This is a genomic window from Chitinophaga filiformis (assembly GCF_023100805.1).
Lineage (GTDB): Bacteria > Bacteroidota > Bacteroidia > Chitinophagales > Chitinophagaceae > Chitinophaga > Chitinophaga filiformis_B.
The window spans coordinates 3,445,916-3,469,868 of the sequence record NZ_CP095855.1; the positions used below are offsets into that span (position 1 = coordinate 3,445,916).

Consider the following 23,953-nt stretch of genomic DNA (forward strand, 5'->3'; position numbering starts at 1 on the left):
GACACCGGAAACAGACATTGTTACAGCCATCGCCGGCGGGACGGTCCTCCGGCGCTGACTGACTGGCTTACAATCCTGTCAGGAACTGCATAGTATCGACACCGTCAGCATAATCCGACAGGGAAGGTTGCTGTGCCATTCCAAAGGGAATGAACCCATGTCCTACAAGGCACTGAAGATCATTGTTTGTTTTGAGTTCTTCGCCAAGGGAAGCGGCATCGGTATAGTAACTGTAGTGCAGAACGCTGATGGGAGAAAAAACGGAAGAAGATTCCTGTAAAATGATATTGCCGGCCGCTATGTGTGGGGTGTTGCTGAGCAGCGCCAGGGCCAGGTTATAGTCATAGTTGTTCTTATACTTATGATGATCTGCCAGTCGGGCATACTTTCCGAGTGCCTTCAGCAGGTCCTCGAAATGGTAGTTTTCCGGAACAAAGATCTTGGTCACATTCCTGCAGCCCAGGCCAAAGTACAGCATGACATCATCTGCCAGGGCTTCCAGTTCGGCAGGTGTTTCGGTGCCGTCGAGGATGGCCACGGAGGTCCGGTTCCTGCGGATGATATGCGGGTATTTGGCAAAATAATATTCAAAATAGCGGGCAGAGTTGTTGCTGCCGGTAGCGATGTAGGCGCCGCAATTCTTCAGCATGTCCTGTACCTGGGTCTGCTCAGCATAGGCAGGGTACCATTCCTTGACTTTGTCAATGACATGCTGCATAAGTATCGTATCTTTGGAAGAGAGCTTCAGACGTACCTGGTGGCCACTGAGAAAGCCGCAGAGCCAGTCATGGAAACCTACCAGCGGAATATTGCCCGCTGCAACGATACCTACCTCAAGAGGGGAGGATACAGGAGCAGCATAACCAGCTAGCCACGCGTTTAAACGGGATTCGTCCAGGTAATAACGGCAAATGCTTTGCAAGGAAAGATCAATAAACTCGGGCGTGAACCAACCGTTAGCCTGAAAGGCCCTGTCCTTCACTATCTGGAGCTCGGGATCATTGCCTGACAGGTATTGTCCTAAACGTACGAGGGCTGCTACTTTTTCTGAACTGCTCATGAATCTGTATAAATAATTAACTTTTTAAACCTAGATATTCTATTTTTGTCTGCAAAATTAATGGCTTACTACTTAAACAAAAAGTTTATACTATGGCAATAAAGATAACAGACGAATGTATTAATTGTGGTGCTTGTGAACCTGAATGTCCAAATAACGCTATTTATGAGGGTGGTGTTGAATGGGCAATGGCAGATGGTACTACCATTAAAGGCCCATACGTACTGATGGATGGGAGTACAATGGATGCTGACCAGCGTAATGCGCCAATTAGTGTAGACACTTACTACATCGTTCCTAACAAGTGCACAGAATGCCAGGGCTTCCATGAAGAGCCTCAGTGTGCGGCTGTTTGCCCGGTTGACTGCTGCGTTCCTGATGAAATGTACCAGGAAACAGTAGATGAACTGCTCGCCAAGAAAGAAAGATTGCACATTTAATATTATTATAAAGGAAGCATAAGGAACTACACCGGTAACTGGTCGCCGAATACCATCGGAACGCATACCGGGGCATAAAGGGAAGAAAGGATGTCAACTTTCTTCCCTTTTCTTTTGCAGTAAAAAAAATGTACATCCACTATTTTTCTATTAACTTTATCCGCTATTATTAAATTATATATGAAAAAGAACATCGCCCTGGTTGCCGGCGGATACTCCGGTGAATATGTGATTTCAGTACAGAGTGCCGCAGTAATAGAAAAGAATATTGACAGTAGCAAGTATAACGTATATAAGATCTCTGTTACCCGTGATGGTTGGAATTACATCGGCGCTGATGGCCAGGCAGTTGCAGTAGACAGGAACGATTTCACATTGACGATCAATGGCAGTAAGATAAAATTCGATGCAGTATTCATCGGTATACATGGTACGCCAGGCGAAGACGGCCGTTTGCAGGGATATTTTGAAATGCTGGGCATTCCTTTCACCAGCTGTGGGATGGTAACCTCCGCGCTGACCTTCAATAAGAGCTACTGTAATAAAGTAGTGGCTTCCCTGGGTGTTGTAAACGTTTCAAAATCAGTACATATCTTTCGTGATCAACCGTTTGATACCAAAGAGATACTCCGTGAACTGAAATTGCCGGTATTTGTTAAACCGGCAGAAGGGGGCAGCAGTATCGGCATGTCTAAGGTAAATACCGCAGAAGAGCTGGAACCGGCTATCGAAAAAGCCTTTAAAGAGGATGTACAGATCCTGATAGAAGAATTTATCAAGGGCAGGGAAATGACCTGCGGTCTATATAAATCCAATGGAGAACTGACCGTACTGCCGGTAACTGAGATCATCAGCAGCAAGGAATTCTTTGACTATGAAGCGAAATATACCCCGGGCGTAACCAGGGAGGTAACACCGGCAGAAGCGCCTGCAGAAGTGACCAACCTGATACAGGAAACAGCTAAGAAATTGTATAACAAGCTAAATTGCCGTGGAATAGTGAGAATGGATTTCATCTGGGAAGAAGCGAACAACCGCCTGTTCTTCCTGGAAGTTAACACAATGCCGGGACAATCAGAGAACAGTCTCGTACCTCAGCAGGTAAGAGCTGCCGGTAAAACTCTGCAGGAGTTTTACGGCACATTAATTGAAGAGTGCCTGAGGAAGTAAACAGATCCGAGTTCATCTTAACGTTAAAATATAATCTGTGTTCAATTCAATAACGAAACGCTCTTTCGGCTTTAACCTGCTGGTTGTTGTAGGAAGTCTGGCCGTTCTGGGGCTGCTTTTCTTTTTACTATTGGGAGTTATCACTAAACATGGGGACACCCTGACCGTTCCCGACGTTTATAAGAAAAATATACAGGAAGCCACCATGATCCTGGAAAAAGAAGGGTTCAGTGTGGATGTAAGGGACTCTATCTATGTAGACAGTCTGCCTGGCCTGGCCGTTTGGGAACAGACCCCTGCCAAGGGCTCCATCGTAAAAGTAGGCCGTACTATCTACCTGACTATCAATAAAGTAATACCTCCAATGGTTCAGATGCCGGACCTGACAGGCCTCACCTTCCGCAGTGCGGAAATGACCCTGCATAGTCTCAGGCTGAACGTAGGAGATACCATCTATAAACCAGACTTCGCCACCAATACCGTATTGCAGCAATTGCTGAACGGCAAACCGGTTAAACCCGGAAGGGACATTCCCGAAGGGAGCAACATCACCCTGGTACTGAGCAGTGGTACCGGCAACACCGAGAACCCTGCGCCAGACCTGATCGGGCTGACCTTCCTGGAAGCAAAGGAGACGTTGAGCGCCAGCAACCTGGGCCTGGGTACCGTACTCATAGATCCTTCTGTGACAGATACGGCCAATGCCTTTGTGGTGAAACAAACGCCTCCGCGCCGTAACAGCCTGAACGAGCTGAACATGGTAAGGGCGGGAGAGACCATCGACCTCTGGCTGTCGGCCAATCGCCCGGCTAAGGATAGCGGTGCCGCACCGGCGCCTCCGGCAGAACAACCAGAATAATCGTCACCAAAACCCGGCAATACAGTAATTTGCCGTAGATATCACAAACATTCAAAATTTACAGCCATGGAAAATATAAGTGTTGCTGAACTGAAAAAACGCATTGACAGCGGGGAAGACCTGAACATTGTGGATGTAAGGGAACCACATGAGCATGAAGATTTCAATATCGGCGGCATCCTGGTGCCACTGGGCGAGATCCGCGCCATGCAGGTAGATGAGCTGGAAGACCTGAAAGATCAGGAAGTGATCGTATACTGCCGCAGTGGTGGCCGTAGCGGACAGGCAGCCATGATCCTCGAAACAATGGGCTTCCAGAACGTAAAGAACCTGACCGGCGGTATGCTGGCCTGGCAGGAGCAGTTCGGCAAGTAATTGATCAATATATCATTCTGTCATAATGCCTTCCGGCGTGTGTGATGCCCCTGGTATCATACTGCCCGGAAGGCGTTTTTAATAGCATTCCCGTTGCCTGCAATGCACGACGATCTATACACAGAGAAGGCTATACTGGCGCGCATTGCTGATGGCGATGAACGTGCGTTCGCACAGTTCTTTAAAGCCATCTCCCCCGGCATAGCTAATGTGGTCAGAAAGGTCGTAAAGCAGGAAGACGCCGCGCATGAAGTGTTGCAGGAGTTCTTTATCAAATTGTGGCTGCACCGCGATAAACTGCCTGCTGTAGATCAGCTGAACGCCTACCTGAAAAGAATGGCCCTCAACGAATGTTTCACCTGGCTGAACCGCCAGGCCCTGTTGCAGCAAAGACTGGCAGATATCCGGAACGCTGGTCAGACCAGCGTCAATGAAACCGAAGCGGAACTCTCTTACCGCGAAACGCAGCGCATCATCGCCAACGCCGTCAGCGCCCTGCCCACCCAACGCCGGCAGATCTATGAAATGAGCCGCCAGGAAGGGCTCAATGCCACCGAAATAGCCAATATCCTCCGGCTTTCCCCCAGCTATGTCCGGAATACCATCAGCGCCGCTCTGCAGTTCATCAGGGAACAATTAAAACAGGCCGGTAAACTTTAATGAAATTTTTTTTCCTCCCGATAGGTACACCCATCCTTTTCCGCCAGTCTATATAAACGGAGATACCCTCACATACCGGGTACGCTGCCGGATAAATGGACCAAGAACGCATTCACCACCTGATCAGCGGTTTTCTGGAAGGAAACCTCTCAGCAGCCGAAAAGGCTGAACTGGACGATTTCCTGAAAGATCCGGCCAACAGGGAGGTATTTGTCGCTGCTGCCAGCAGCCTGACAGAAATGGAAGAGGAGGGCGCTTTCGATGAAAACCTCGAACCGGTATTATCCCGCGTGCTGAATGTGGACAGAACACCTGTTACCACCGGTCGCATTGTTCGCTTCCCTTACTGGCGTGTAGCTGCCGCCGTGATACTGGCGGCCGGTATTGGCAGCTATTTTTACTGGTCGCAGAAAGCGCCGCAAAGGCCCCGGTTGGCGCAACATGAACCAGTTACACCACCTGTGATCCTGCCGGGTAGTAATAAGGCCACCCTTATCCTCGAAGATGGCAGCTCTGTATCGCTGGACAGTACCGGCCGGCAGACCATCATGCAGGGTAACACGGTCGTGCAACGCAATAATGGACAGCTCTCGTACAGCGGTCAGGGGGCAACGGCAAAACTGAGTTATAATATACTCAGCACCCCCAGGGGAGGGCAATACCAGGTGGTGCTGCCGGACGGTACCAAAGTATGGCTGAACGCCGCTTCCCGCCTGAAATACCCGCTTGCATTTGCGGGCAATGAACGCCTGGTGGAACTGGAAGGTGAGGCCTATTTCGAAACAGTGAAAAATGCGCATCAGCCATTTAAAGTGAAAGCGGGAAATTTCGAAGTACAGGTGCTGGGCACCAGCTTCGATATCATGGCCTATAAAGATGAAAAGAACACCCATACCACTTTGATCAGCGGCGCCGTGAAAGTAGCGTCAGGCAAAGTGAGCAAGTTGCTACAGCCTGGTCAGCAGGCTGTCATGAATGCCAACGCCGATATTGGAGTGAATACAGTGAATACCGAAGAGGTCATTGCCTGGAAGAACGGTTATTTCTCTTTCAGAGACGCCGATATTGCGGCCGTCATGCGACAACTGGAACGCTGGTACGACGTGACCGTGTCTTATCCATCAGGTATACCTAAAGGCACATTCTCCGGTGAAATGGGAAGGGGGTTGACACTTACTGAAGCATTAAAGATCCTGGAACAGACAAATGTAAATTTTAGAATAGAGGAAGGCAGACACATTGTTATACTGCCCTGATTATTAGCATTCTTTTATCGTCCCGTTATTTAAAAACTTCCATGTTATGAAGCAGACCTTACTACTTCTACTGGCTTTGCTATGCCTGAAAGTAAATGCCGCCGACACGTCCACACAGATCACCTACACAGGGAAAGATGTTCCGCTGAAAAAGATCTTTTCCGTTATTAAAGCACAAACAGGATATGTATTTTTTTATCGCAATGAAGACATTGCAGATGTCGGCCCCGTCACTGTTTCATTTAACAAAACGCCCCTGGAAGCGGCGCTGGGCGCTGTCCTCAAAGACCGCCAGCTGCAGTATGTGATCCAGGGTAATACCATCGTTATCAGCAGAAAAAAGAAGCTGTCACGGCCCGCTGCCAATGACGAAGCATCTCCTCCGGCCGACACCAGCATACAGGGTAAGGTGGTGAACAGTAAAGGCGAACCGCAGCCCGGCGCCACTATCCTGATCAAAGGGACCAAACGTGGCACCACGGCTAACGAGAACGGCACTTTCACTTTGCGTAATGTGCCGGAGGATGCTGTGCTGCTTATATCCGCCCTCGGACTGAAAGCCAGGGAAATACCAGTGGCGGGTGTTAGCAGTCCGCTGACAGTAACGCTGGAAAGCGGTACAGAAGCGCTGAGTGAAGTGGTAGTCGTAGGATACGGGCAGGTAAAGAAGAGCGACCTGACGGGCGCTGTGGCTACCGTGCCCGTTGGAGAGATCAAAAAAGTAGCAGTGACCTCGCTGGATCAGGCCATACAGGGACGCGTGGCCGGCGTACAGGTAACGCAGAACTCCGGCGCTCCCGGCGGCTCTACCACTATCCGTATCCGTGGTGGTAACTCCATCCAGGGCGATAATGAACCCCTGTACGTAATAGATGGTGTGCCCTTCAAGAATGGCGGCGCGGAAAGCGGTTCCAGCTTTAATGTGCTCAGTACCCTGAACCCCGGCGATATCGAATCGATGACCATCCTCAAAGACGCTTCTTCCACCGCTATCTACGGTTCCCGTGGTTCCAACGGCGTCGTGATCATTACCACCAAACGTGGAAAGGCAGGAAAGACGATCATCAGTTTCGATACCTATTACGGCACACAGCATGTGCGTCGTAAATACCCCGTGCTCAATGCCAAAGAATATGCTGCCTTTGTGAACGAAGCCAATACGAATGATGGGTTATCACCCGTCTATACACCTGCACAGGTGGAAGCTTTCGGGGAAGGCACCGACTGGCAGGATGAGATATTCCGCCAGGCGCCTGTTGCCAATTACCAGCTGTCTATGAGCGGTGGTGATGAGAAGACACAGTTCGCCGTTTCTGCCGGTTATTTTACACAGAAGGGGATTGTGGTGAACTCCGATTTCAACAGGTATTCCTTCCGCGTTAACCTGGATAGAAAGATCAGTAATAAGATCAAGGTAGGGAACAGTCTGACCATCAATCGCACTGCTACCAACCAGTCGCGCACCGACGGTAGCCTGGGTAGTGGCGGATTAGTTACCATGGCGGCATTACAATTCCCTCCCCTGCTGAAGGTGCGCAATGCAGATGGCTCTTACCTGATGACAGACCCCGCGCTGAATTTTACAGCTGATAATCCCGTAGCACTGGCACGCGACAGCAGGAACAAGAATACCGCCTACCGCTTTTTCGGGAACATTTTCGGTGAGTACCAAATCATAGAAGGGCTCACATTAAAAGTGCTGTTCGGTGTAGACGGCATCCTGCAGAAACAGGACAGCTACCTGCCCAGGAGTGTGGCCAGCGGTCTTGCACAGGGCGGTGTCGGCTCCATTTACAACGAACAGTCTGTTACCTGGCTGAATGAAAACCTGCTGACCTACACCCGAACCTTCAACAAGGTGCATAGTTTTTCAGCACTGTTGGGATACACACAACAGGAAAACCATACAGAGAATAATTCCGCTTCTTCCAGGAGCTTCGTGAACGATATTCTGGGTACCGGCAACCTGGGTACCGGCGCGGTGGCCATTACCCCGGGTTCAGGTATCGGCGGCTGGGGACTGGTGTCTTACCTGGGAAGGATCAATTATGGCTATCGGGATAAATACCTGCTGACCGTCTCCTTCCGGGCAGACGGCTCTTCCCGTTTTGGCGCCAATAAACGCTTTGGTTTCTTCCCTTCAGGCGCTGTGGCATGGAAGGTGTCGGAAGAACCTTTCCTGCAACATAACAGGACTGTAAGCGATCTGAAGATACGGGCTACCTATGGTACCACCGGTAACCAGGATGGTATTGGTAATTACCCTGCCTACGCTTTACTGGGCACGCAGAATTATGTGCTGGGCAATAATATTTCCACCGGTCTCGGTCCCAGCCAGATCGCCAATCCGGACCTTTCCTGGGAAAAGACGGCACAGGCAGATGCCGGCATTGACCTGGGCCTCTTCAACAACCGCGTCACCATCACCGCAGATGCCTATCTGAAAAAGACCAGCGACCTTCTGCTCAATGTAACCATCCCGGGTTCTTCCGGTTATACCAGTGCTATCAGAAACCTGGGTAAAGTGCAGAACAAGGGCATTGAGTTGAGCTTATCCACTGTCAACGTGGATGGCGCTTTCCGCTGGACCACAGACATCAACTATGTAGCCAATCGCAATAAAGTGCTGAACATCGGCAGTACACCACAGATCTTTGCCGGCCAGGTGGCGAATATTGCTCAGAACGTGAATTCAGGGATCATCCGGGTAGGAGAGCCCCTGGGTACCTTTTATGGTTACGTGACCAATGGCCTGTACCAGTCAGAAGGAGAGCTGGCAGGGCTGGCAGATGCCAGTGCAAAGAAAGTGGGCGACAGGAAATATATGGACCTCAATGGCGATAAGAAGATCGATGATAAAGACAGGAAGATCATCGGTAGTGCACAACCCAAATTCAGCGGTGGTATCAGTAATACTTTTTCCTACAGGGAAATTGACCTCACCATTTTCCTGCAGGGCGTATACGGCAATAAGATCCTGAATGCAAACCGTTTTGAGCTGGAATACCTGAACGGTACCACGAACCAGGACAGGGACATGCTGGACAGGTGGACGCCCACACATACCAATACGGACATTCCCCGTGCAGCTACTACCAGGCCTGCCAACCGCATCTCTACGAGGCAGATCGAAGATGGTTCCTACCTGCGCCTGAAGAATGTGCAGCTGGCGTATAACCTGCCGGATGCCTGGCTGAAGGCGGCAAAGATCCACTCCATACGCCTGTATGTTACCGCGCAGAACCTCATTACCTGGACAAAATACAGCGGTTACGATCCGGAAGTGAACCGCTTCGGTCAGGACAACCGCAGCCAGGGATTTGATTATGCCAGTTATCCCACCGCAAAAACATTCCTCTTCGGATTAAACATCACCTTGTAAGTATTTAACAGCACGTATATGAAAAAGCTATTTTTTCTGTTGATCTGTACACAAATGTCCTGTAACCTGCTGGACCAGCAACTGCAATCCAATTTTACGCCGGACAATTTCTACAAGAATGCCGACGATGCCAAGGCGGCCCTCAGCGCTGCATACGATCAGCTGAAAGGGCAGAATATGTACGATCAGGCCATGTGGGTATTGCAGGACCAGGCTACCGATGATGCAGAATGGGGTGGGGGCCGCTCTACTGCCAACCAGGCGAAGAACGATGTAGATAAGTATTCCTTTACACCGGCTACGACTACTTTCCAGTCAATATGGACCGCCGCCTACTCCGGCATCAACAAGGCCAACGCTGTGCTGGGACATGTGCCGGGTATCAATATGGATACCGCTTTGAGAAGCCAATACCTGGCAGAGGCTAAATTTTTAAGAGGGTTTTATTATTTTACACTGGTGCGCATGTTTGGTGGCGTGCCGTTGATATTGCAGGAAACCACTTCGCTTGATAACCTGGATGTAGCGAGGGCCACAGCGGAAGATGTATACCAGCAGGCAATAAAAGACTTTTCCGAAGCAGCGGCCGTACTGCCTGTTTCCTATAGCGGTGCTAACCTGGGCCGTGCCACCAAAGGGGCTGCTCTCGCTTTCCTGGCCAAGATATACCTGACCCGTGAATACTGGCCCAATGCATCGGCGAAGTGTAAGGAAGTAATGGACCTTGGCGTTTATGACATCTGGGATAAATTTGAGGATGCCTTCCTGATCGCTAACAAGAACGGAAAAGAGGCCGTATTTGAAGTGCAGGCACTGGGTGGTGGTCTGGGAGAGGGAAGTTTTATGCAGGGCTATATGCGTCCCAACTTTGATAAGGTGAATGGTATTGCAGGTTTCGGAGATGATCCGGTTACAAAGAACCTGTATGATACCTATCGCGCTACGGATAAACGTCGTGACCTTACTATCAGGTTGTACTCTGCCGCCACTACGCCCCCCGCTCCGGCCAGCATTACTTTCCCGGCTTACGTATACAAGTACCGGGACCCGTCTGCCACCGCCAATGGGGAAGGAAGTAACAATTTTCCCGTGATCCGTTATGCAGATGTTTTACTGATGTATGCGGAAGCGCTCAATGAACAGGCTGCCGGCAATCCGGATGCCTTTAATGCCGTTAACCGTCTCCGCAGGCGCGCCGGTATTCCTGAGCTGGAGCCTTCCCTGGGACAGGCGCAGTTCCGCGATAGCGTGCTGCTGGAAAGAAGACTGGAACTGGCCTTTGAAGGGCACCGCTGGTATGACCTGGTGCGTACCAAACGACTGATCAGCGCTATGAAAGCACAGAACCCATCCATCGTTGTGAGCGAAAGACATTATTTGTACCCGATCCCCCAGACAGAGATCGATGTGAACGCTAAACTGAAGCAGAACCCGGATTACTGAGTGTTATTTAATGCAAGCGCTGTGAGAGGATGAGCAGCGCTGTATACAGTAAATCAGCGGAAATGGTACTGAAAGCATCCCTCATGAAGATGCCCCCGAGTTTATTAATCAACACGATGATATGCAAAGAAGAACATTTTTACAGGCAGGAATATTAGCCACTTCTTTTTCCCTTTCGGGGAAAAATGCGCTTGCTTCCCATCTTCCAAAAGCCGCATGGCAGCCGGCAGGAGACGATGAACCTTCATTGGTCATCAATGCCGGTATCGGCGGTAATAATACCGTAGATATGCTGGCAAGAATAGACAAGGATTGCCTGTCGCATCGTCCGGACCTTACTGTATTCATGGCCGGCACCAACGATATGAACAGTATGAAACATGTACCCCTGAAAGAATACGACAAGAACATGCGCAACATGGTGAAGATGATCAGTAATACGGGTAGTAAGGTATTACTGATGACCATCCTGCCCGCCTTTGAACCTTATCTGTATACCCGGCATCCAAAGACCTTTTATGATCCTGAAGGCTATGTGGCCCGGCGGAAGGCCGTCAATGAAGTGATCGCTGCAATAGCTGCGGATACTGGTCAGGCATTGCTGGACATGGGCCGCATATTTGAACGTGCCGGTAACATCGGCAAAGACAAGGACAGTCTTATTCAGAATGAACTGAACAGCGGGAAAACGGACGGTGTCCATCCTACGCCCGACGGTTACCGTCTGATGGGCGTCGTAGTGTACGATTGTATCATCCAGCGGCAACTACCGCATAAAAGGATAGTATGTTTCGGAGACAGCATCACGCACGGTGATGGTGGTACAGAAGGACATAGCTATCCGGCATATCTTAAAAAGTTACTGGTACCATAAAACATCTTTAAACCCACAGTTATGAAGCAGCTTCTTACAATCTTACTCTTTTGTTTGTTATGCCTTACACAGGCCCGGGCACAGACGCCCATAGAGGCCGATGTTGTGATCTATGGCGGTACCTCCGCCGCTGTCACCGCCGCCGTGCAGGTCAAAAAAATGAACAGATCAGTGGTCATCGTATCGCCCGACAAGCACCTGGGCGGCTTGTCGGCCGGAGGACTTGGTTTCACCGATACAGGGAATAAGTCGGTCATCGGTGGCCTGGCGCGCGAATTTTACCATCGCATCTACCTGCATTATGCACAGCCTTCTGCATGGAACTGGCAGCCACAATCTGAATATGGTAATAAAGGACAGGGCACGCCTGCTATGGACGGCGCAGAACGTACCATGTGGATCTTCGAGCCACACGTAGCAGAGCAGGTGTTTGAAGATTTTGTGAAAGAAAATAATATCAAAGTATACCGCGATGAATGGCTGGACCGTAAAAAAGGTGTAAGCAAAAAAGGTGAAAAGATCACCGCTATCAGAACACTGAGCGGTAAAACATTCCGCGGGAAGATGTTCATTGACGCTACCTATGAAGGCGATCTGATGGCCGCTGCCAAAGTATCCTACCGGGTAGGCAGGGAAGCCAACAGCGAGTTCAATGAAACCTGGAATGGTGTACAGATAGGCGTACTTCACCACGGTCACTATTTTAAGCAGCCGGTCAGCGCGTACAAAATACCCGGGGATGCTAAAAGTGGTTTATTACCGCTTATTTCTCCACTGCCACCCGGTGAGAAGGGGAGTGCCGATAAACGCGTGCAGGCTTATTGCTTCCGTATGTGCCTGACAGATCTTCCTGCAAACCGTATTCCTTTTGTGCGTCCGGAGGGATATGATTCCACTCAGTATGAATTGCTGGTGAGGGTGTTTAAGAACGGTTGGGAAGAGGCATTTAATAAATATGACCCTATTCCTAATCATAAAACGGACGTTAACAACCACGGGCCTTTCAGCACAGATTATATCGGTATGAACTACGACTATCCCGAGGCTTCCTATGAAAAGAGAAAAGAGATCATCGCGGCCCATGCTACTTATCAGAAAGGGCTCTTATACTTTATGTCCACTGATCCGCGGGTGCCTGATAATATCCGTGAGCATATGAATAAATGGGGATTGTCAAGGGATGAATTCAAAGATAATGGCAACTGGCCGCACCAGTTATATATCCGTGAAGCCCGTCGCATGACCGGTATGGAAGTCATGACAGAACATGAAGTGCTGGGAAAGAAGCAGGTGGTTAATCCTGTCGGTATGGGCTCTTATACGCTCGATTCACACAACACACAACGATATGTACAGGACGATGGCACCGTGCAGAATGAAGGAGATGTAGAGGTGCGCGTGCCGGAGCCTTACCGTATCAGCTACGGAGCTATTGTGCCCAGGAAGGGAGAATGTGAGAACCTGCTGGTACCCGTATGCGTGTCGTCTACACACATCGCCTATGGTAGTATCAGGATGGAACCGGTGTTCATGATACTGGGACAGAGTGCTGCTACCGCCGCTATCCAGGCAATAGACGCAAAGAAAGCAGTACAGGATATCAGCTATGAACAACTGAAGGCACAGCTATTGAAAGATAAGCAGCGGCTGTAAAGTCACATGCAAATATCGGCTGAGACGTAGCAACTAAAAGACAAACACGGGCACTCCTGAGGGAGTGCCCGTGTTTGTAGCGCTGTGTGATAGCCGGGGAACAAAAACGCAACACGTAACCACCGAAATGAGAAATGAATACGGATGAAAACGATGAAACCGAAACGTATTGAATACGGAAAAATCCAAAATGAAATAGATCGCCAGACCGCGCGAAGCACTCCGTCAGGAGTGCCCGTGTTTGTAGGCCCGGGTGACAACCCGGGGAACGAAAACGCACGGGGAATGAAAACGCAGTACCAATATTACAACGCCTGTTCAAAGAAGGCGCAGCTGCCGCCGGTCCAGTTCTGCGGCTTGCCTTGCGACACACCGATCATTTTGCTTTTGCTGATCCTGGCAAGGTTGTGTACAAGCAAAGGCGCAGGACTGCTGTCCGGCCATATGTACATCATACGTATCTCACAATAGGCAGGACCTTCCGGTGTTTCTACAGCGGGAGCATACTGCACTTTTTGTTGCAGGATCCAGTTCTCCGGATCCTGGATCTTATCCAGGTCCTCCTGTGTCACGTCTATGAGTACGCCCTTTCCTGCGAAAGAGAAGAGCGGCTTCAGTACATAGTTTTCCAGGTCGGCAGGTATCACAGGCAATTGATGCAGGAACCAGCTTTTAGGAGCGTATTCACTGTGAATGAAGGGCAGCATGTATTTACTGATGCGATAGAACCAGTTGGGATGTGTGATCCATTCTACTTCTAAATCCTGGAAGAGATGCACATGTTTACCCAGCAATTCCTGTTGCCGGTGCAGGTCGTCAAATATAACGCGGTTGTAGATGCGTTTGATCTGTATACGTTTACCATCCAGCTCATAGTACAGTTTTTTGCCCTCCTGGATCAGTTTTGTGATGCAGACAGCTTTGATGCCGAGCTTATGTTCGGTATAGTAAAAGTCGATCCTTGTTTTCTGTTCATGTGGTTTTACTTCCAGCAGCACTACTTCTTCCGGCGCGCAGGGACCGATGATGACCTCTTTCAGCAATTCAAAATAGGAGCTTGCATTCAGGCCATTGAAGAAGTTGCGGAGCGTATCAGGAATAGAGAAATGCGTTCTGAACTGACGCGCCATCAGTTCCTGGAAGGCGTATAAGGATGGGAAACCTTGTAGTTCTATCAGTTTGGGTGTCAGGTTGCCTGCTTCGTCACGACATACGGCAAAATCAATGACCATAAAGTGAGGATGGTCATTTTCATGCGGTACTTTCAGTTCATGGGGAATAGCATCCCTGGTTTGCTGTTTGAAATCCGGGTGGAGGATGACAGCAACAATGTCATCGCAGGCCTGCTGTATCCTGGCTGTCAGCTGCGCAGGAATGAATACAGGCGTTTCAGCCACTTTAAAGGCCGGTGCTTCTCCTGCCTCTGCCGCAATACCTGAAAGGAAATCCTGGTATTGCCGCTGGGTGAACTGATGATTGTATGTGCTACGTATGGAGGGGATCATTGTTGTAAAGAGCGTTTAAAAATGGCATTATCAAGAAATGCCGGTATAAAAGCATCGTGCGTCAGCATAATTTTGTCCGGGTCAGAAAGATGCTCCAGCATGCCGTAGTATTTTTCTGCTCCATAATTGGTGATGACCTGGTTCTTCTTTTCCTGCTGCAACAGGTACATGCGCATGCCTGCAGCATCTGCTTCCGGATGGAACTGTGTGCCCAGGCAGTAATCGCTGAAGCGGATGGCCATGGTAGCACGTTCCAGTGGTACATGCGGCCGTTCTTTCTCAATGGCCAGCACTTGCGCGCCGATGGCTTCCATCTTCTGCTGATTCAGCTCGATGACCTGCCAGTTACGGCTGTCAACGATGTAATAAGGCTCGGGCAGTTCATTGAATACCAGTTCCTGCTCGCCCGCAACTGTTTTATGCACGGGAAAGACGCCAAATGCCGGAGACCTGCGGCGGCATACATTGCCTAATCCGAGATAACGGCACATCAGCTGAAAACTGTGGCAGATCAGTAAAACCTGTTTTTTTTCAATAGCGGCGGCATTCCATTCCCTGATGTCTTCCATGAGACGGAAATAATGTTGTTCCCACTCACTGCCTTCGCTGTCCAGCGGACTACCAGGACCGCCGGTGGAGATGTAGATGTCGTAGGACAGATCTGGCACCTGCTGCTGCACCCTTACCTCATATTCATGAAATTCAAGTTGCAGCGCATGTCTTTCAGCATAGCTGGTCAATATTTCCCTGATGCAGCGCATGCCTTCATTAGGGACCTGTTCGTACATATCCAGAACTGCTACTTTCCAGTGCTGCTTATTCGGAATCATACTGCAAAGTTACATGTTTAGCAGTCTTTCAGGAACTGATTAGTGATGAAGTCGGTTACCGATATCAGGTCTTTGGTCTCAGCATAGACCTTCAGCTGCTGATCGGCGCCGGTACCGTTTTCCAGGATATGACGGGTATGCTCTATATAGTGACGGCTGCCCAGGTCATCTACCACATCATCCACAAAGTCCAGCAGCTCAGAGATGAGCAGGCGTGCATTCACTTCTTCCTCCTTGCCGAAATCGATCAGGCTACCATCAATACCGTAGCGGGAAGCGCGCCATTTGTTCTCATTGACCAGGGCGCGGTTGTAGATGATGAAGTTCAGGTTCTGCATACGCAGTTTATAGATCTTGGCGCATACGGCCTGGAAGAGCGCGGCAATAGTACAGGTCTCTTTTACGGTAAGCGGTACGTCGCAGATGCGGAATTCTACCGTGTCGAAGAAAGGGTGTACGCGCAGGTCCCACCACACCTTCTTTGCATTGTCTATACAATTGGTCTTCACCAGCAGCTGGATATACCTGTCGTATTCTTCTATGCTGGCAAAATAATCGGGAATGCCGGTGCGGGGAAACTTGTCGAATACTTTTGTACGATAGGATTTAAAGCCGGTATTACGGCCTTCCCAGAAAGGGGAGTTGGTACTTAAGGCAAATACGTGCGGCAGGAAATAACGGACGGAATTGGCAATATGCAGCGCCATTTCCCTGCTTTCCATGCCCACATGTACATGTAGTCCGAAAATGAGGTTGGAGCGGGCAGCATCCTGCATTTCGTTCACGATCTCGAAATAACGGGGATGATCGGTGATGAGCTGTAATTCCCAGTTGGAGAAAGGATGGGTGCCGGAAGCGCCGATGCTGAAACCGAGGTCGCCGGCTATCTGGGCGATGGTGCGGCGCAGCATGGAAACGTCTTCACAGGCTTCGTCAATATTCGAGCAGACCTGGGTGCCTACTTCTACTACTGCCTGGTGAAATTCCGCTTTTACCTTGTCGCGGAGCACCCTGTGCGCCTGTTCTACGATCTTTTGTTCATGGGACCGGAGCTCACGGGTCACCGGATCCATGACCATATATTCCTCTTCAATACCGAGGGTGAAATTTTTGAGCATGTGGTGTTGGTGTACAATCAGTTACAAATGGTAAATGCCGGACCGCGGACCCGTGATCCGGCATTTTGGACACCAAAGTTATTCTTTCTTTTTAGTCTTTTTGGCGGGTGTTTTTTTGGCCGGGGTTTCTTTTTCTGACAGAGCATCTACCAGCTCCTTCGCATCTTTAGGCGTTTTGGCGGGCGTCACCGCAGCAGGCTTCTTCGCCGCCGCCTTCTTGGCGCCGGGAACAATAGCCGTTTGCTGGCCATGAACGGCGTGTTGCAGGAAATTGCCCCAGGTCAGATTATCGGTACCCGGCTTTTGCTGCTGTGCGCGCTGGATAGCATAAGTGGCGGCTGTTTCCACCACCCATTCGAAATTGTCGGGGCCTATGACCTTTGCATTGGTTTCCGGCGCCGGGTTCCAGAAGTCGATCACATAAGGCACTCCATTGCGTACGGCAATTTCCACCGAATTGAAATCGTAGCCCAGGTATTGGTTCAACCTGGCCACCTGGTCGGCAACGATGTTCAGCAGGTCGCCGTCACCACTGTCTTCCGCCAGGTAACGCTGGTTTTCCGGCTGGTAAGGATCGTAGGGGATCACCCGCACATACCTGCCGCCGATACAGTAGCAACGGTAGTAGGATTCGTATTTTATCTCTTCCTGCAGCATCATTACCAACTGTCCTGTACGGGCATGTTGTGCAAAGAACTCCTCACGGTCATGGATTTTATACACATGTTTCCATCCGCCGCCATTGAATGGTTTCATGTAGGCAGGGAAACCGATATAGTCGAAAATTGAATCCCAGTCGAAAGGGTACACCAGGTTCCGGAACGACTGGTCGGAGGTATTCAAAGGAAGTTCCCTCGAAGGGATAAGAGCGGTTTTAGGTACCTGTACACCAGTCCGCTGGGCCAGCTCATTGTTGACGAATTTGTCGTCGGCACTCCACCAGAAAGGATTGTTGATAACAGCTGCCCCCTCCAGTGCAGCCTGTTTGAGCCAGGCGCGGTAGAAAGGAACGTCCTGGGAGATGCGGTCAAGGATCACCGTATACCCCGAAGGAATACCCTGTATCACTTTATCTATAGACACAGCTTCCGCTGTAATATCATCTACCTGTTTCTCATTCACACGATCGATAAATGCCTGGGGAAAGCCATTTTCCTGGCCAAAGAGGAGTCCTATTTTTTTCATCTGTAAAGAGTTTTACTGTTTGGTTATCCGTCGTTTACAACAGCAGCGTTGAGAATCAATATTCGCGCCAAGGGCGGGATTTTCACTGTCTTAATGCCTGTATTGAATACCAGCTGCCTTGCATAAAAGCATTACTGCCAATGGTAGTTTGTCCCTATTTTATGAGGGACAGGTAATATGGCAGCATTTCCAGCCAGGTAGGCCAGTCGTGCGTCCTGTTAGGCCTTACATCCAGCCAGTGCATGATGCCTTTGCCGGAAAGAATGCCCGACATGGTTTCATTCTGACTGCGGGTGATGTCTTTTTCGGCTACGCCTAAGATGATCCCCATGCGCCACAGGGCTTCATGAGGATTAGCGGGCATAAAGTCCACCGGGTTATGGAAATACACGTTGTCGTCATAATGGCCGTTAAGCCTTGGTTTGAGGTCGAAAACACCGCTAAGGCTAAACAGGTAGGATACGCTTTCAGGATAGCGGAAAGCGAAATTAGCGGCATGATATCCGCCAAAGCTGCAACCGGCTACCGCTACGCGGTGAACGCCCGTTTCCATAGTCACTTTTTCCAGCACTTCATGGCGAAGCATATTGTCATACCTGATATGATTCAGTGCCCTTTGCGCCGGGGAGATGTGCGGATTATACCAGCTATCGCTGTCTATACTGTCCGGACAGTAGATCCTGATCAGCTGATTGTCTACAAACCATTGCAAAGCCTGGATCAGCCCTCTGTCCTTATGTTCGTGATGCCGCCCCATAGATGTTGGGAAGAGTATCAGCGGATAGCCCTCTTCGCCGTACACCAGCATTTCAAATTCATGGCCCAGGTGTGGAGAATGCCATTTGTAATGTTGTTCCTGCATCGTTATAAATATAAAGAAAAAACGCTTACAGGCTGTGAAGGAATAATAAAGTAATGAGTATTATCATCCAATAAAAAAGGGTTGTCGCGCCAACGGCGTACAACCCTTTTTCTATGAAAAGTGCTCTGACTATCTGAATGTGTAACGGAAGCCAAGCTGTGCCTGCCAACGTGCTGACTGTACACCGAAATCATCGATGGTTGCAACAGTCTTGTTGTCGTTTTTAACAGGGTTCTTGAAGTTGAACTGTGGTGTGGTACCATCAGCTGCAAACCCAACGAGGTTGATCAAACCATAGTTGTTATAGTTCATACCTGTACGGGTAGAGTAGATGCGGCCCCAGTCATTGTTCAACATGTTACCCAGGTTGAAGATATCGAAGGTAACCTGTACGGTGTGGCGTTTACCGTTCTTCTGTCCTACGAAGATATCCTGTGCCAGGTGCAGGTCGAAGATGTGCGTGAAAGGAACGCGTGCGCCATTCTTTTCAGCATACTGTCCCCTGCGTTTGCTCAGGTATTTATCGTTGTTGATGAATGCATCCAGTGCGGCCCACTGCTGTTCAGGAGTAACCACATTACCTGCTGCGTCATTATATGCTACCAGGTTGATCTCTGCTGCAGTTCTTGGTACATAGATCAGGTTCAGGCCCCTGTCGCTGCTGGTAGTGTAATCTTTTACGATATTGGTAGACGGGTCGATGTATCCGTAAGAATACCTGTCGCCGGACTGACCGGTGTAGTATAAAGATACCGTAGTAGCCAGGTGTTTCAGGTATTCCTTCTTGTAGGTCACGGATGCAACGATCCTTGAACCTACGTCGAAGATAGAATAACCCAGGTCTACATCGTTACGGCCCCTTACGTTTGGCACCCTCCACTGGGAAGAGTTCTGGGAAGACTGACCATCGTTGATAGATTTGGAACGGCCGAAGGTATAAGATGCCGTACCGCTGAAACCATTATCGAATGATTTCTGTAACTGTGCGGTCAGGTTGTAGGAATAACCCTTGCTGGTGTTCTGTGCATACATGATATCGGTATAGTTACCACGTACAGCAGAGCCTACGTTCTTCCATATCGGACGGTTGTCGCCACCATTACCGGTTACGGTGGTGCCGCTCGGAATGTATGACAGGTTGTAGTAAACTACGTTATTGATATTTTTGGTATAAATAGCTTCCAGGCTACCGATCATGCCCCATGGTAAACGCTGATCTACTGCCAGGCTGGTTCTGAATACCTGTGGGAATTTGAAGTTCTTCGCAAACAGGTCGATCTGTCCTGATGGCGCTACCGTAATGCTAGGCTGGTTGAACGGATCGGTGATGAAAGGGATCTTCTGGTTGGCCGGACCTTCTGGTTTGGTAGGATCATACTTTAAGGTCATACCACCCAGGGTTACACCGTTGTTGTTGTACATACCACCCAGCCATACAAATGGAATGCGGCTGGTGAAGATACCTGCACCACCACGGATCTGCGTGGTCTGGTCTCCTTTCACGTCCCAGTTGAAGGCGATACGGGGAGACAGCAGGATCCTGGCATCAGGTTTAGTACCTGTTTTAGCGCCTTTGATATCCCATTTACCTGCAGCTACAACAGCTGGCAGTATGGTATTGTTAAAGTCATTGTTCGTAGCAGGATCGGTCAGCAGCATAGGCAGGTCTGCACGTATACCCAGCGACACGCGTAAGCGGTCATTCACCTGGTAGTCGTCCTGTGCATAGAAACCCAGTTGCAGCGCCTTGAACTTGGCTGCACCCTTTGTATCATCTCCGGTAGTTTTATCTACAGCAGAGAATGAACGCTGGTACTGAACAGGAGAGGCATTGTTCATGAAATCGTCCAGGCTGGCGAAAGTATAAGAACCATAGTTCTGACGGATAAATACGTTCGTCATATTATAGAACTCATTACTTGTACCCAGGGAGATGGTATGTTTACCTCTGTACAGTTCCAGGTTATCAGTCAGGGTGAATACATCCTGTTTCAGCAGGTTTGCCACAGAGAATTCTTCTGTACCGAAGCTGATAGATTCTTTGGTGATGAATACGGAAGTATATGGAGAACCCATGATACCACGGTCATCTCTTACGATGTTTGCGCCTACCAGCAGGGAGTTGGAAGCCCTGTTTCCAAACTGGCTTTTCAGCTCGGCAGTGGTAGCGTTGGTCGTAGACGGGAAGAGAATACCTTTATTGGCAAACGTGATCGTGTTGGCGCTGGATTTACCCGGGCTGGTGCTTTCACCGTGTACATAGCTGTGACGGATGGTGAACTTGTGCGCATCGCTGATGTTCCAGTCCAGTCTTGCGAAGAATTTACGACCGTCCAGTGAGTTCTCAACTGTTTCATAACCACCGGGATCGTAGCCTGATGCCTTCAGTTTGGCAGTGAGGTCGGACAGCTGTTGCTGTGTAGCATGTGCGCTACCGGGGCCGTTCGCGTATGTCTGATAGGTGAAAGGCTGCGGACGCGTCTCTTTCTGCCACTCTGCGTTCACAAAGTAGAACAGTTTGTTCTTGATGATGGCGCCGCCTAAACGCGCACCGTAAGTTTTGGAAGAGAAGTCAGCCAGCTTAAATCTCTTGCTCTCATCCTTGTTAGGCGTCTTACCTGCAAAGCTCTCGTTGCGCACGAAGTAGTAAGCAGAACCTTCGATATCGTTGGTACCCCTTCTTGTTACCGCGTTGATGGCGCCACCGGCAAAACCACCCTGCTTTACGTCGAATGGAGATACGTTTATGTTAAACTGGTCGATGATATCGATACTGAAAGGAGAGATACCGATCTGACCACCGTTGGTACCGTTTTCTGCCAGACCGAATACGTCGTTCTGTACAGCACCGTCCACGAAAGTAGCGTTGTATTTGTTGTTGGTACCTGCGATGGAGATAGTCTGGTTACCGCTACCATCTTTGGTCAGTTTTGCCTGAGGGGTCAGACGCACGAAGTCTGTCAGGTTCCTGCCCACAGTAGGTAAGGCCTCTATCTGGGAGCGGTTCAGTACAGTCTGCGCACCTTTACGGCTGGAGTTGAATACACCGCCGCCTCTCTGTGCGGTTACCTGCACTTCTTTAATATCCTGGGCTTTTTCTCCCAGTTTCATGTTCAGTCTGAATGGCTGACCCAGGGCCAGGAAAATGTCCCCCTGGCTGAATTCCGTATAGCCGATATAGGAGGCAGTCACTTTGTACGGTCCGCCCACGTTCATGTTTGGGAGCCGGTAATAACCCTCTGCATCTGTAGTGGTACCGTATTTAGTACCTGAAGGCACATGGATTACAACAACGGTAGCACCAGGTAAGGCCTCATTTGCAGGGCCGGTGATCTTACCGGTCATGCTACTGGTGGTAACCTGGGCATAGGAGTAAAAAGCGATAAACAGTACAATGAATGTAGAAAGTAATCTTTTAAATCCCATAAACGAGCGATTTGATTTATGACGCAAAGGTGGCGAATAAAGTTTTACAGATTTTAACTATAAATTAACAAATTGTTAAGCCATTGAGCTTATCTGCTTTACAGTATATAATTTTGGATAGTCATCATTTTAAACAGGGATTTTATCGAGTTTGTTCAAGAATTTGTGCCAGAAATTCTAAAAAATCGAATAGGACATCTTTAAAATACTTAGAATATTGCAGCGTACGGTATTAAATCATATACTTATCAGCCCGAATATTTATATGGTTTATTGCTATATATGTGCAGTGACATTCAGGTAAGCAGATCGGATAGGGTATGGTGCTTTTTTTACCATAACTTTGCAAATTAACTTTAATAAAGCGCTATGCTAGATACAATAGAATCAGCCATAGAAGATATCAGGAATGGTAAGCTGGTAATAGTCGTAGATGACGAGGACAGGGAGAATGAGGGAGATTTTGTTACAGCAGCAAGGAACGTAACACCAGAGATCATCAATTTTATGAGCCGTTACGGCCGTGGTTTAATATGTGCACCGCTGGTGGAAGAACGTTGTGAGGAACTGAAGCTGGAAATGATGGTGCGTGACAATACAGCTCTGCACCAGACGCCCTTTACCGTATCAGTGGACCTTTTAGGCCACGGATGCACCACCGGTATTTCAGCGCACGACCGTGCCAAGACCGTACAGGCCCTGATTGATCCTAATACACGCCCTGAAGAACTTGGGAAACCAGGACATATCTTCCCCCTGAAGGCAAAAAGCGGCGGCGTACTACGCCGTACCGGTCATACCGAAGCCACTATCGACCTGGCCCGTCTGGCTGGTTTTGAGCCTGCCGGCGTGCTGGTGGAGATCATGAACGAAGACGGCACCATGGCCCGCCTGCCACAACTGAAGGAAATAGCAGACAAGTTCGACCTGAAGCTTATTTCTATCAAAGATCTGATCGAATACCGCCTGGAAAAAGAAACCCTGATCGAAGAACAGGTAACTGTACATATGCCTACCGCATATGGCGACTTCGAACTGGTAGCTTTTAAACAACTGAACTCCGGCGACCTGCATATGGCCCTCAAAAAGGGTACCTGGGAGAAAGGTGAACCGGTACTGGTTCGTATACACTCCTCCTGCGTAACCGGCGACATCCTGCACTCCCTCCGCTGCGATTGCGGCGAACAGCTGCACAAGGCCATGGAAATGGTAGAACGCGAAGGTAAAGGCCTGATACTCTACATGAACCAGGAAGGCCGTGGTATCGGACTGCTGAACAAACTGAAGGCCTACAAGCTGCAGGAAGAAGGTCGTGACACCGTACAGGCAAACCTGGAACTGGGCTTCAAAATGGATGAACGCGACTACGGTGTAGGGGCACAGATCCTCCGCCATATGAACATTACCAAAATGCGCCTGATCACCAATAATCCCCGCAAACGCGCCGGGTTAAAAGGATATGGCCTTGAAATAGTGGAAAATGTACCTATTGAAGTACATCCGAATCCACATAACGAATTCTATCTCAAGACCAAACGCGATAAGCTGGGACATGAGATACTAAAGGGGTAATTGAAGACCTCCGTCAATTAAAAAAGGAATCAGCGTAAACTGATTCCTTTTTTAATTATTATAAGTTCTTATCTTATCTATAAGGTCCGATCCGCTGCATTCCGCTCCGTCAGGAGCGACGTGTTTGTAGCCCGGGGTTGAATACCCCCGGGTGGCGAATACCCCCGGGTGGCGAATACCCCCGGGGGGCGAAACCCCGGGTGGCGAAACCCCGGGAGGCGAAACCCCGGGAGGCGAATACCCCGGGAGGCGAATACCCCCTGGAGGCGAATACCCCCTGGTG

18 protein-coding genes are annotated in these 23,953 nt (G+C 49.5%); 11 read left to right on the forward strand and 7 right to left on the reverse strand.

Features of this window, described 5'->3' with window-relative positions; translation table 11 throughout:
• Positions 1-67: 67 nt before the first annotated feature.
• Positions 68-1,060 (reverse strand): acyl-CoA reductase, encoded by a 993-nt coding sequence (locus MYF79_RS13790; RefSeq protein ID WP_247814517.1) that lies wholly within the window; start codon positions 1,058-1,060, stop codon positions 68-70.
• A 92-nt stretch (positions 1,061-1,152) separates the two neighbouring features.
• Between MYF79_RS13790 and MYF79_RS13795 the strand changes: the two genes are divergently transcribed.
• The 10 genes from MYF79_RS13795 (at position 1,153) to MYF79_RS13840 (ending at position 13,172) form a co-directional block, all read left to right on the forward strand.
• The gene (locus tag MYF79_RS13795) at positions 1,153-1,500 is read left to right on the forward strand and encodes a 4Fe-4S dicluster domain-containing protein (protein ID WP_199657127.1); all 348 of its coding nucleotides are present in this window, start codon (positions 1,153-1,155) and stop codon (positions 1,498-1,500) included.
• Positions 1,501-1,680: 180 nt separating this feature from the next.
• Complete coding sequence (locus tag MYF79_RS13800; RefSeq protein WP_247814518.1) at positions 1,681-2,670, forward strand: D-alanine--D-alanine ligase; 990 nt, start codon at positions 1,681-1,683, stop codon at positions 2,668-2,670.
• A gap of 37 nt (positions 2,671-2,707) precedes the next feature.
• Entirely contained in the window at positions 2,708-3,529 is an 822-nt protein-coding gene (locus MYF79_RS13805; RefSeq protein WP_247814520.1) for a PASTA domain-containing protein, read from the forward strand.
• A gap of 66 nt (positions 3,530-3,595) precedes the next feature.
• Entirely contained in the window at positions 3,596-3,904 is a 309-nt protein-coding gene (locus tag MYF79_RS13810) for a rhodanese-like domain-containing protein (protein WP_199657124.1), read from the forward strand.
• Between the two features lie 102 nt (positions 3,905-4,006).
• Positions 4,007-4,564, forward strand: coding sequence for an RNA polymerase sigma factor (locus MYF79_RS13815; RefSeq protein WP_247814521.1), 558 nt, complete (start codon positions 4,007-4,009; stop codon positions 4,562-4,564).
• 95 nt (positions 4,565-4,659) lie between these two features.
• Positions 4,660-5,820, forward strand: a complete 1,161-nt coding sequence (locus MYF79_RS13820; RefSeq protein WP_247814523.1) for a FecR family protein — start codon at positions 4,660-4,662, stop codon at positions 5,818-5,820.
• 46 nt (positions 5,821-5,866) lie between these two features.
• Complete coding sequence (locus MYF79_RS13825) at positions 5,867-9,202, forward strand: TonB-dependent receptor (protein WP_247814524.1); 3,336 nt, start codon at positions 5,867-5,869, stop codon at positions 9,200-9,202.
• Positions 9,203-9,220: 18 nt separating this feature from the next.
• Positions 9,221-10,645, forward strand: coding sequence for a RagB/SusD family nutrient uptake outer membrane protein (locus MYF79_RS13830; protein ID WP_247814526.1), 1,425 nt, complete (start codon positions 9,221-9,223; stop codon positions 10,643-10,645).
• 121 nt (positions 10,646-10,766) lie between these two features.
• Positions 10,767-11,519 (forward strand): SGNH/GDSL hydrolase family protein, encoded by a 753-nt coding sequence (locus tag MYF79_RS13835; RefSeq protein ID WP_247814527.1) that lies wholly within the window; start codon positions 10,767-10,769, stop codon positions 11,517-11,519.
• 21 nt (positions 11,520-11,540) lie between these two features.
• Positions 11,541-13,172 (forward strand): FAD-dependent oxidoreductase, encoded by a 1,632-nt coding sequence (locus MYF79_RS13840; RefSeq protein ID WP_247814529.1) that lies wholly within the window; start codon positions 11,541-11,543, stop codon positions 13,170-13,172.
• A 305-nt stretch (positions 13,173-13,477) separates the two neighbouring features.
• Here MYF79_RS13840 and MYF79_RS13845 read toward each other — a convergent pair whose 3' ends face one another.
• The 6 genes from MYF79_RS13845 to MYF79_RS13870 all read right to left on the reverse strand — a co-directional run bounded on the left by MYF79_RS13845 (position 13,478) and on the right by MYF79_RS13870 (position 22,098).
• The gene (locus MYF79_RS13845) at positions 13,478-14,677 is read right to left on the reverse strand and encodes a hypothetical protein (RefSeq protein WP_247814531.1); all 1,200 of its coding nucleotides are present in this window, start codon (positions 14,675-14,677) and stop codon (positions 13,478-13,480) included.
• A complete protein-coding gene (locus tag MYF79_RS13850; RefSeq protein WP_247814532.1) occupies positions 14,674-15,507 on the reverse strand; it encodes a type 1 glutamine amidotransferase in 834 nt (277 codons plus the stop codon). Before MYF79_RS13850 ends, MYF79_RS13845 begins: the two co-directional genes overlap by 4 nt.
• Positions 15,508-15,524: 17 nt before the next feature.
• Entirely contained in the window at positions 15,525-16,625 is a 1,101-nt protein-coding gene (locus MYF79_RS13855; RefSeq protein ID WP_199657115.1) for a carboxylate-amine ligase, read from the reverse strand.
• Between the two features lie 78 nt (positions 16,626-16,703).
• Positions 16,704-17,810, reverse strand: a complete 1,107-nt coding sequence (locus MYF79_RS13860; protein WP_247814534.1) for a RimK family alpha-L-glutamate ligase — start codon at positions 17,808-17,810, stop codon at positions 16,704-16,706.
• A 154-nt stretch (positions 17,811-17,964) separates the two neighbouring features.
• Positions 17,965-18,672 carry an alpha/beta hydrolase-fold protein gene (locus MYF79_RS13865; protein ID WP_247814536.1) on the reverse strand — a complete coding sequence of 236 codons (708 nt, stop codon included), beginning with the start codon at positions 18,670-18,672 and terminating at the stop codon, positions 17,965-17,967.
• 129 nt (positions 18,673-18,801) lie between these two features.
• Positions 18,802-22,098, reverse strand: coding sequence for a TonB-dependent receptor (locus MYF79_RS13870; RefSeq protein WP_247814537.1), 3,297 nt, complete (start codon positions 22,096-22,098; stop codon positions 18,802-18,804).
• Between the two features lie 369 nt (positions 22,099-22,467).
• On the opposite strand from MYF79_RS13870, the gene MYF79_RS13875 reads away from it, so the two are divergent.
• Positions 22,468-23,670: a bifunctional 3,4-dihydroxy-2-butanone-4-phosphate synthase/GTP cyclohydrolase II gene (locus MYF79_RS13875; RefSeq protein WP_199657111.1), complete on the forward strand. Its 1,203-nt coding sequence runs from the start codon at positions 22,468-22,470 to the stop codon at positions 23,668-23,670.
• The last annotated feature ends 283 nt before the right edge of the window (positions 23,671-23,953 follow it).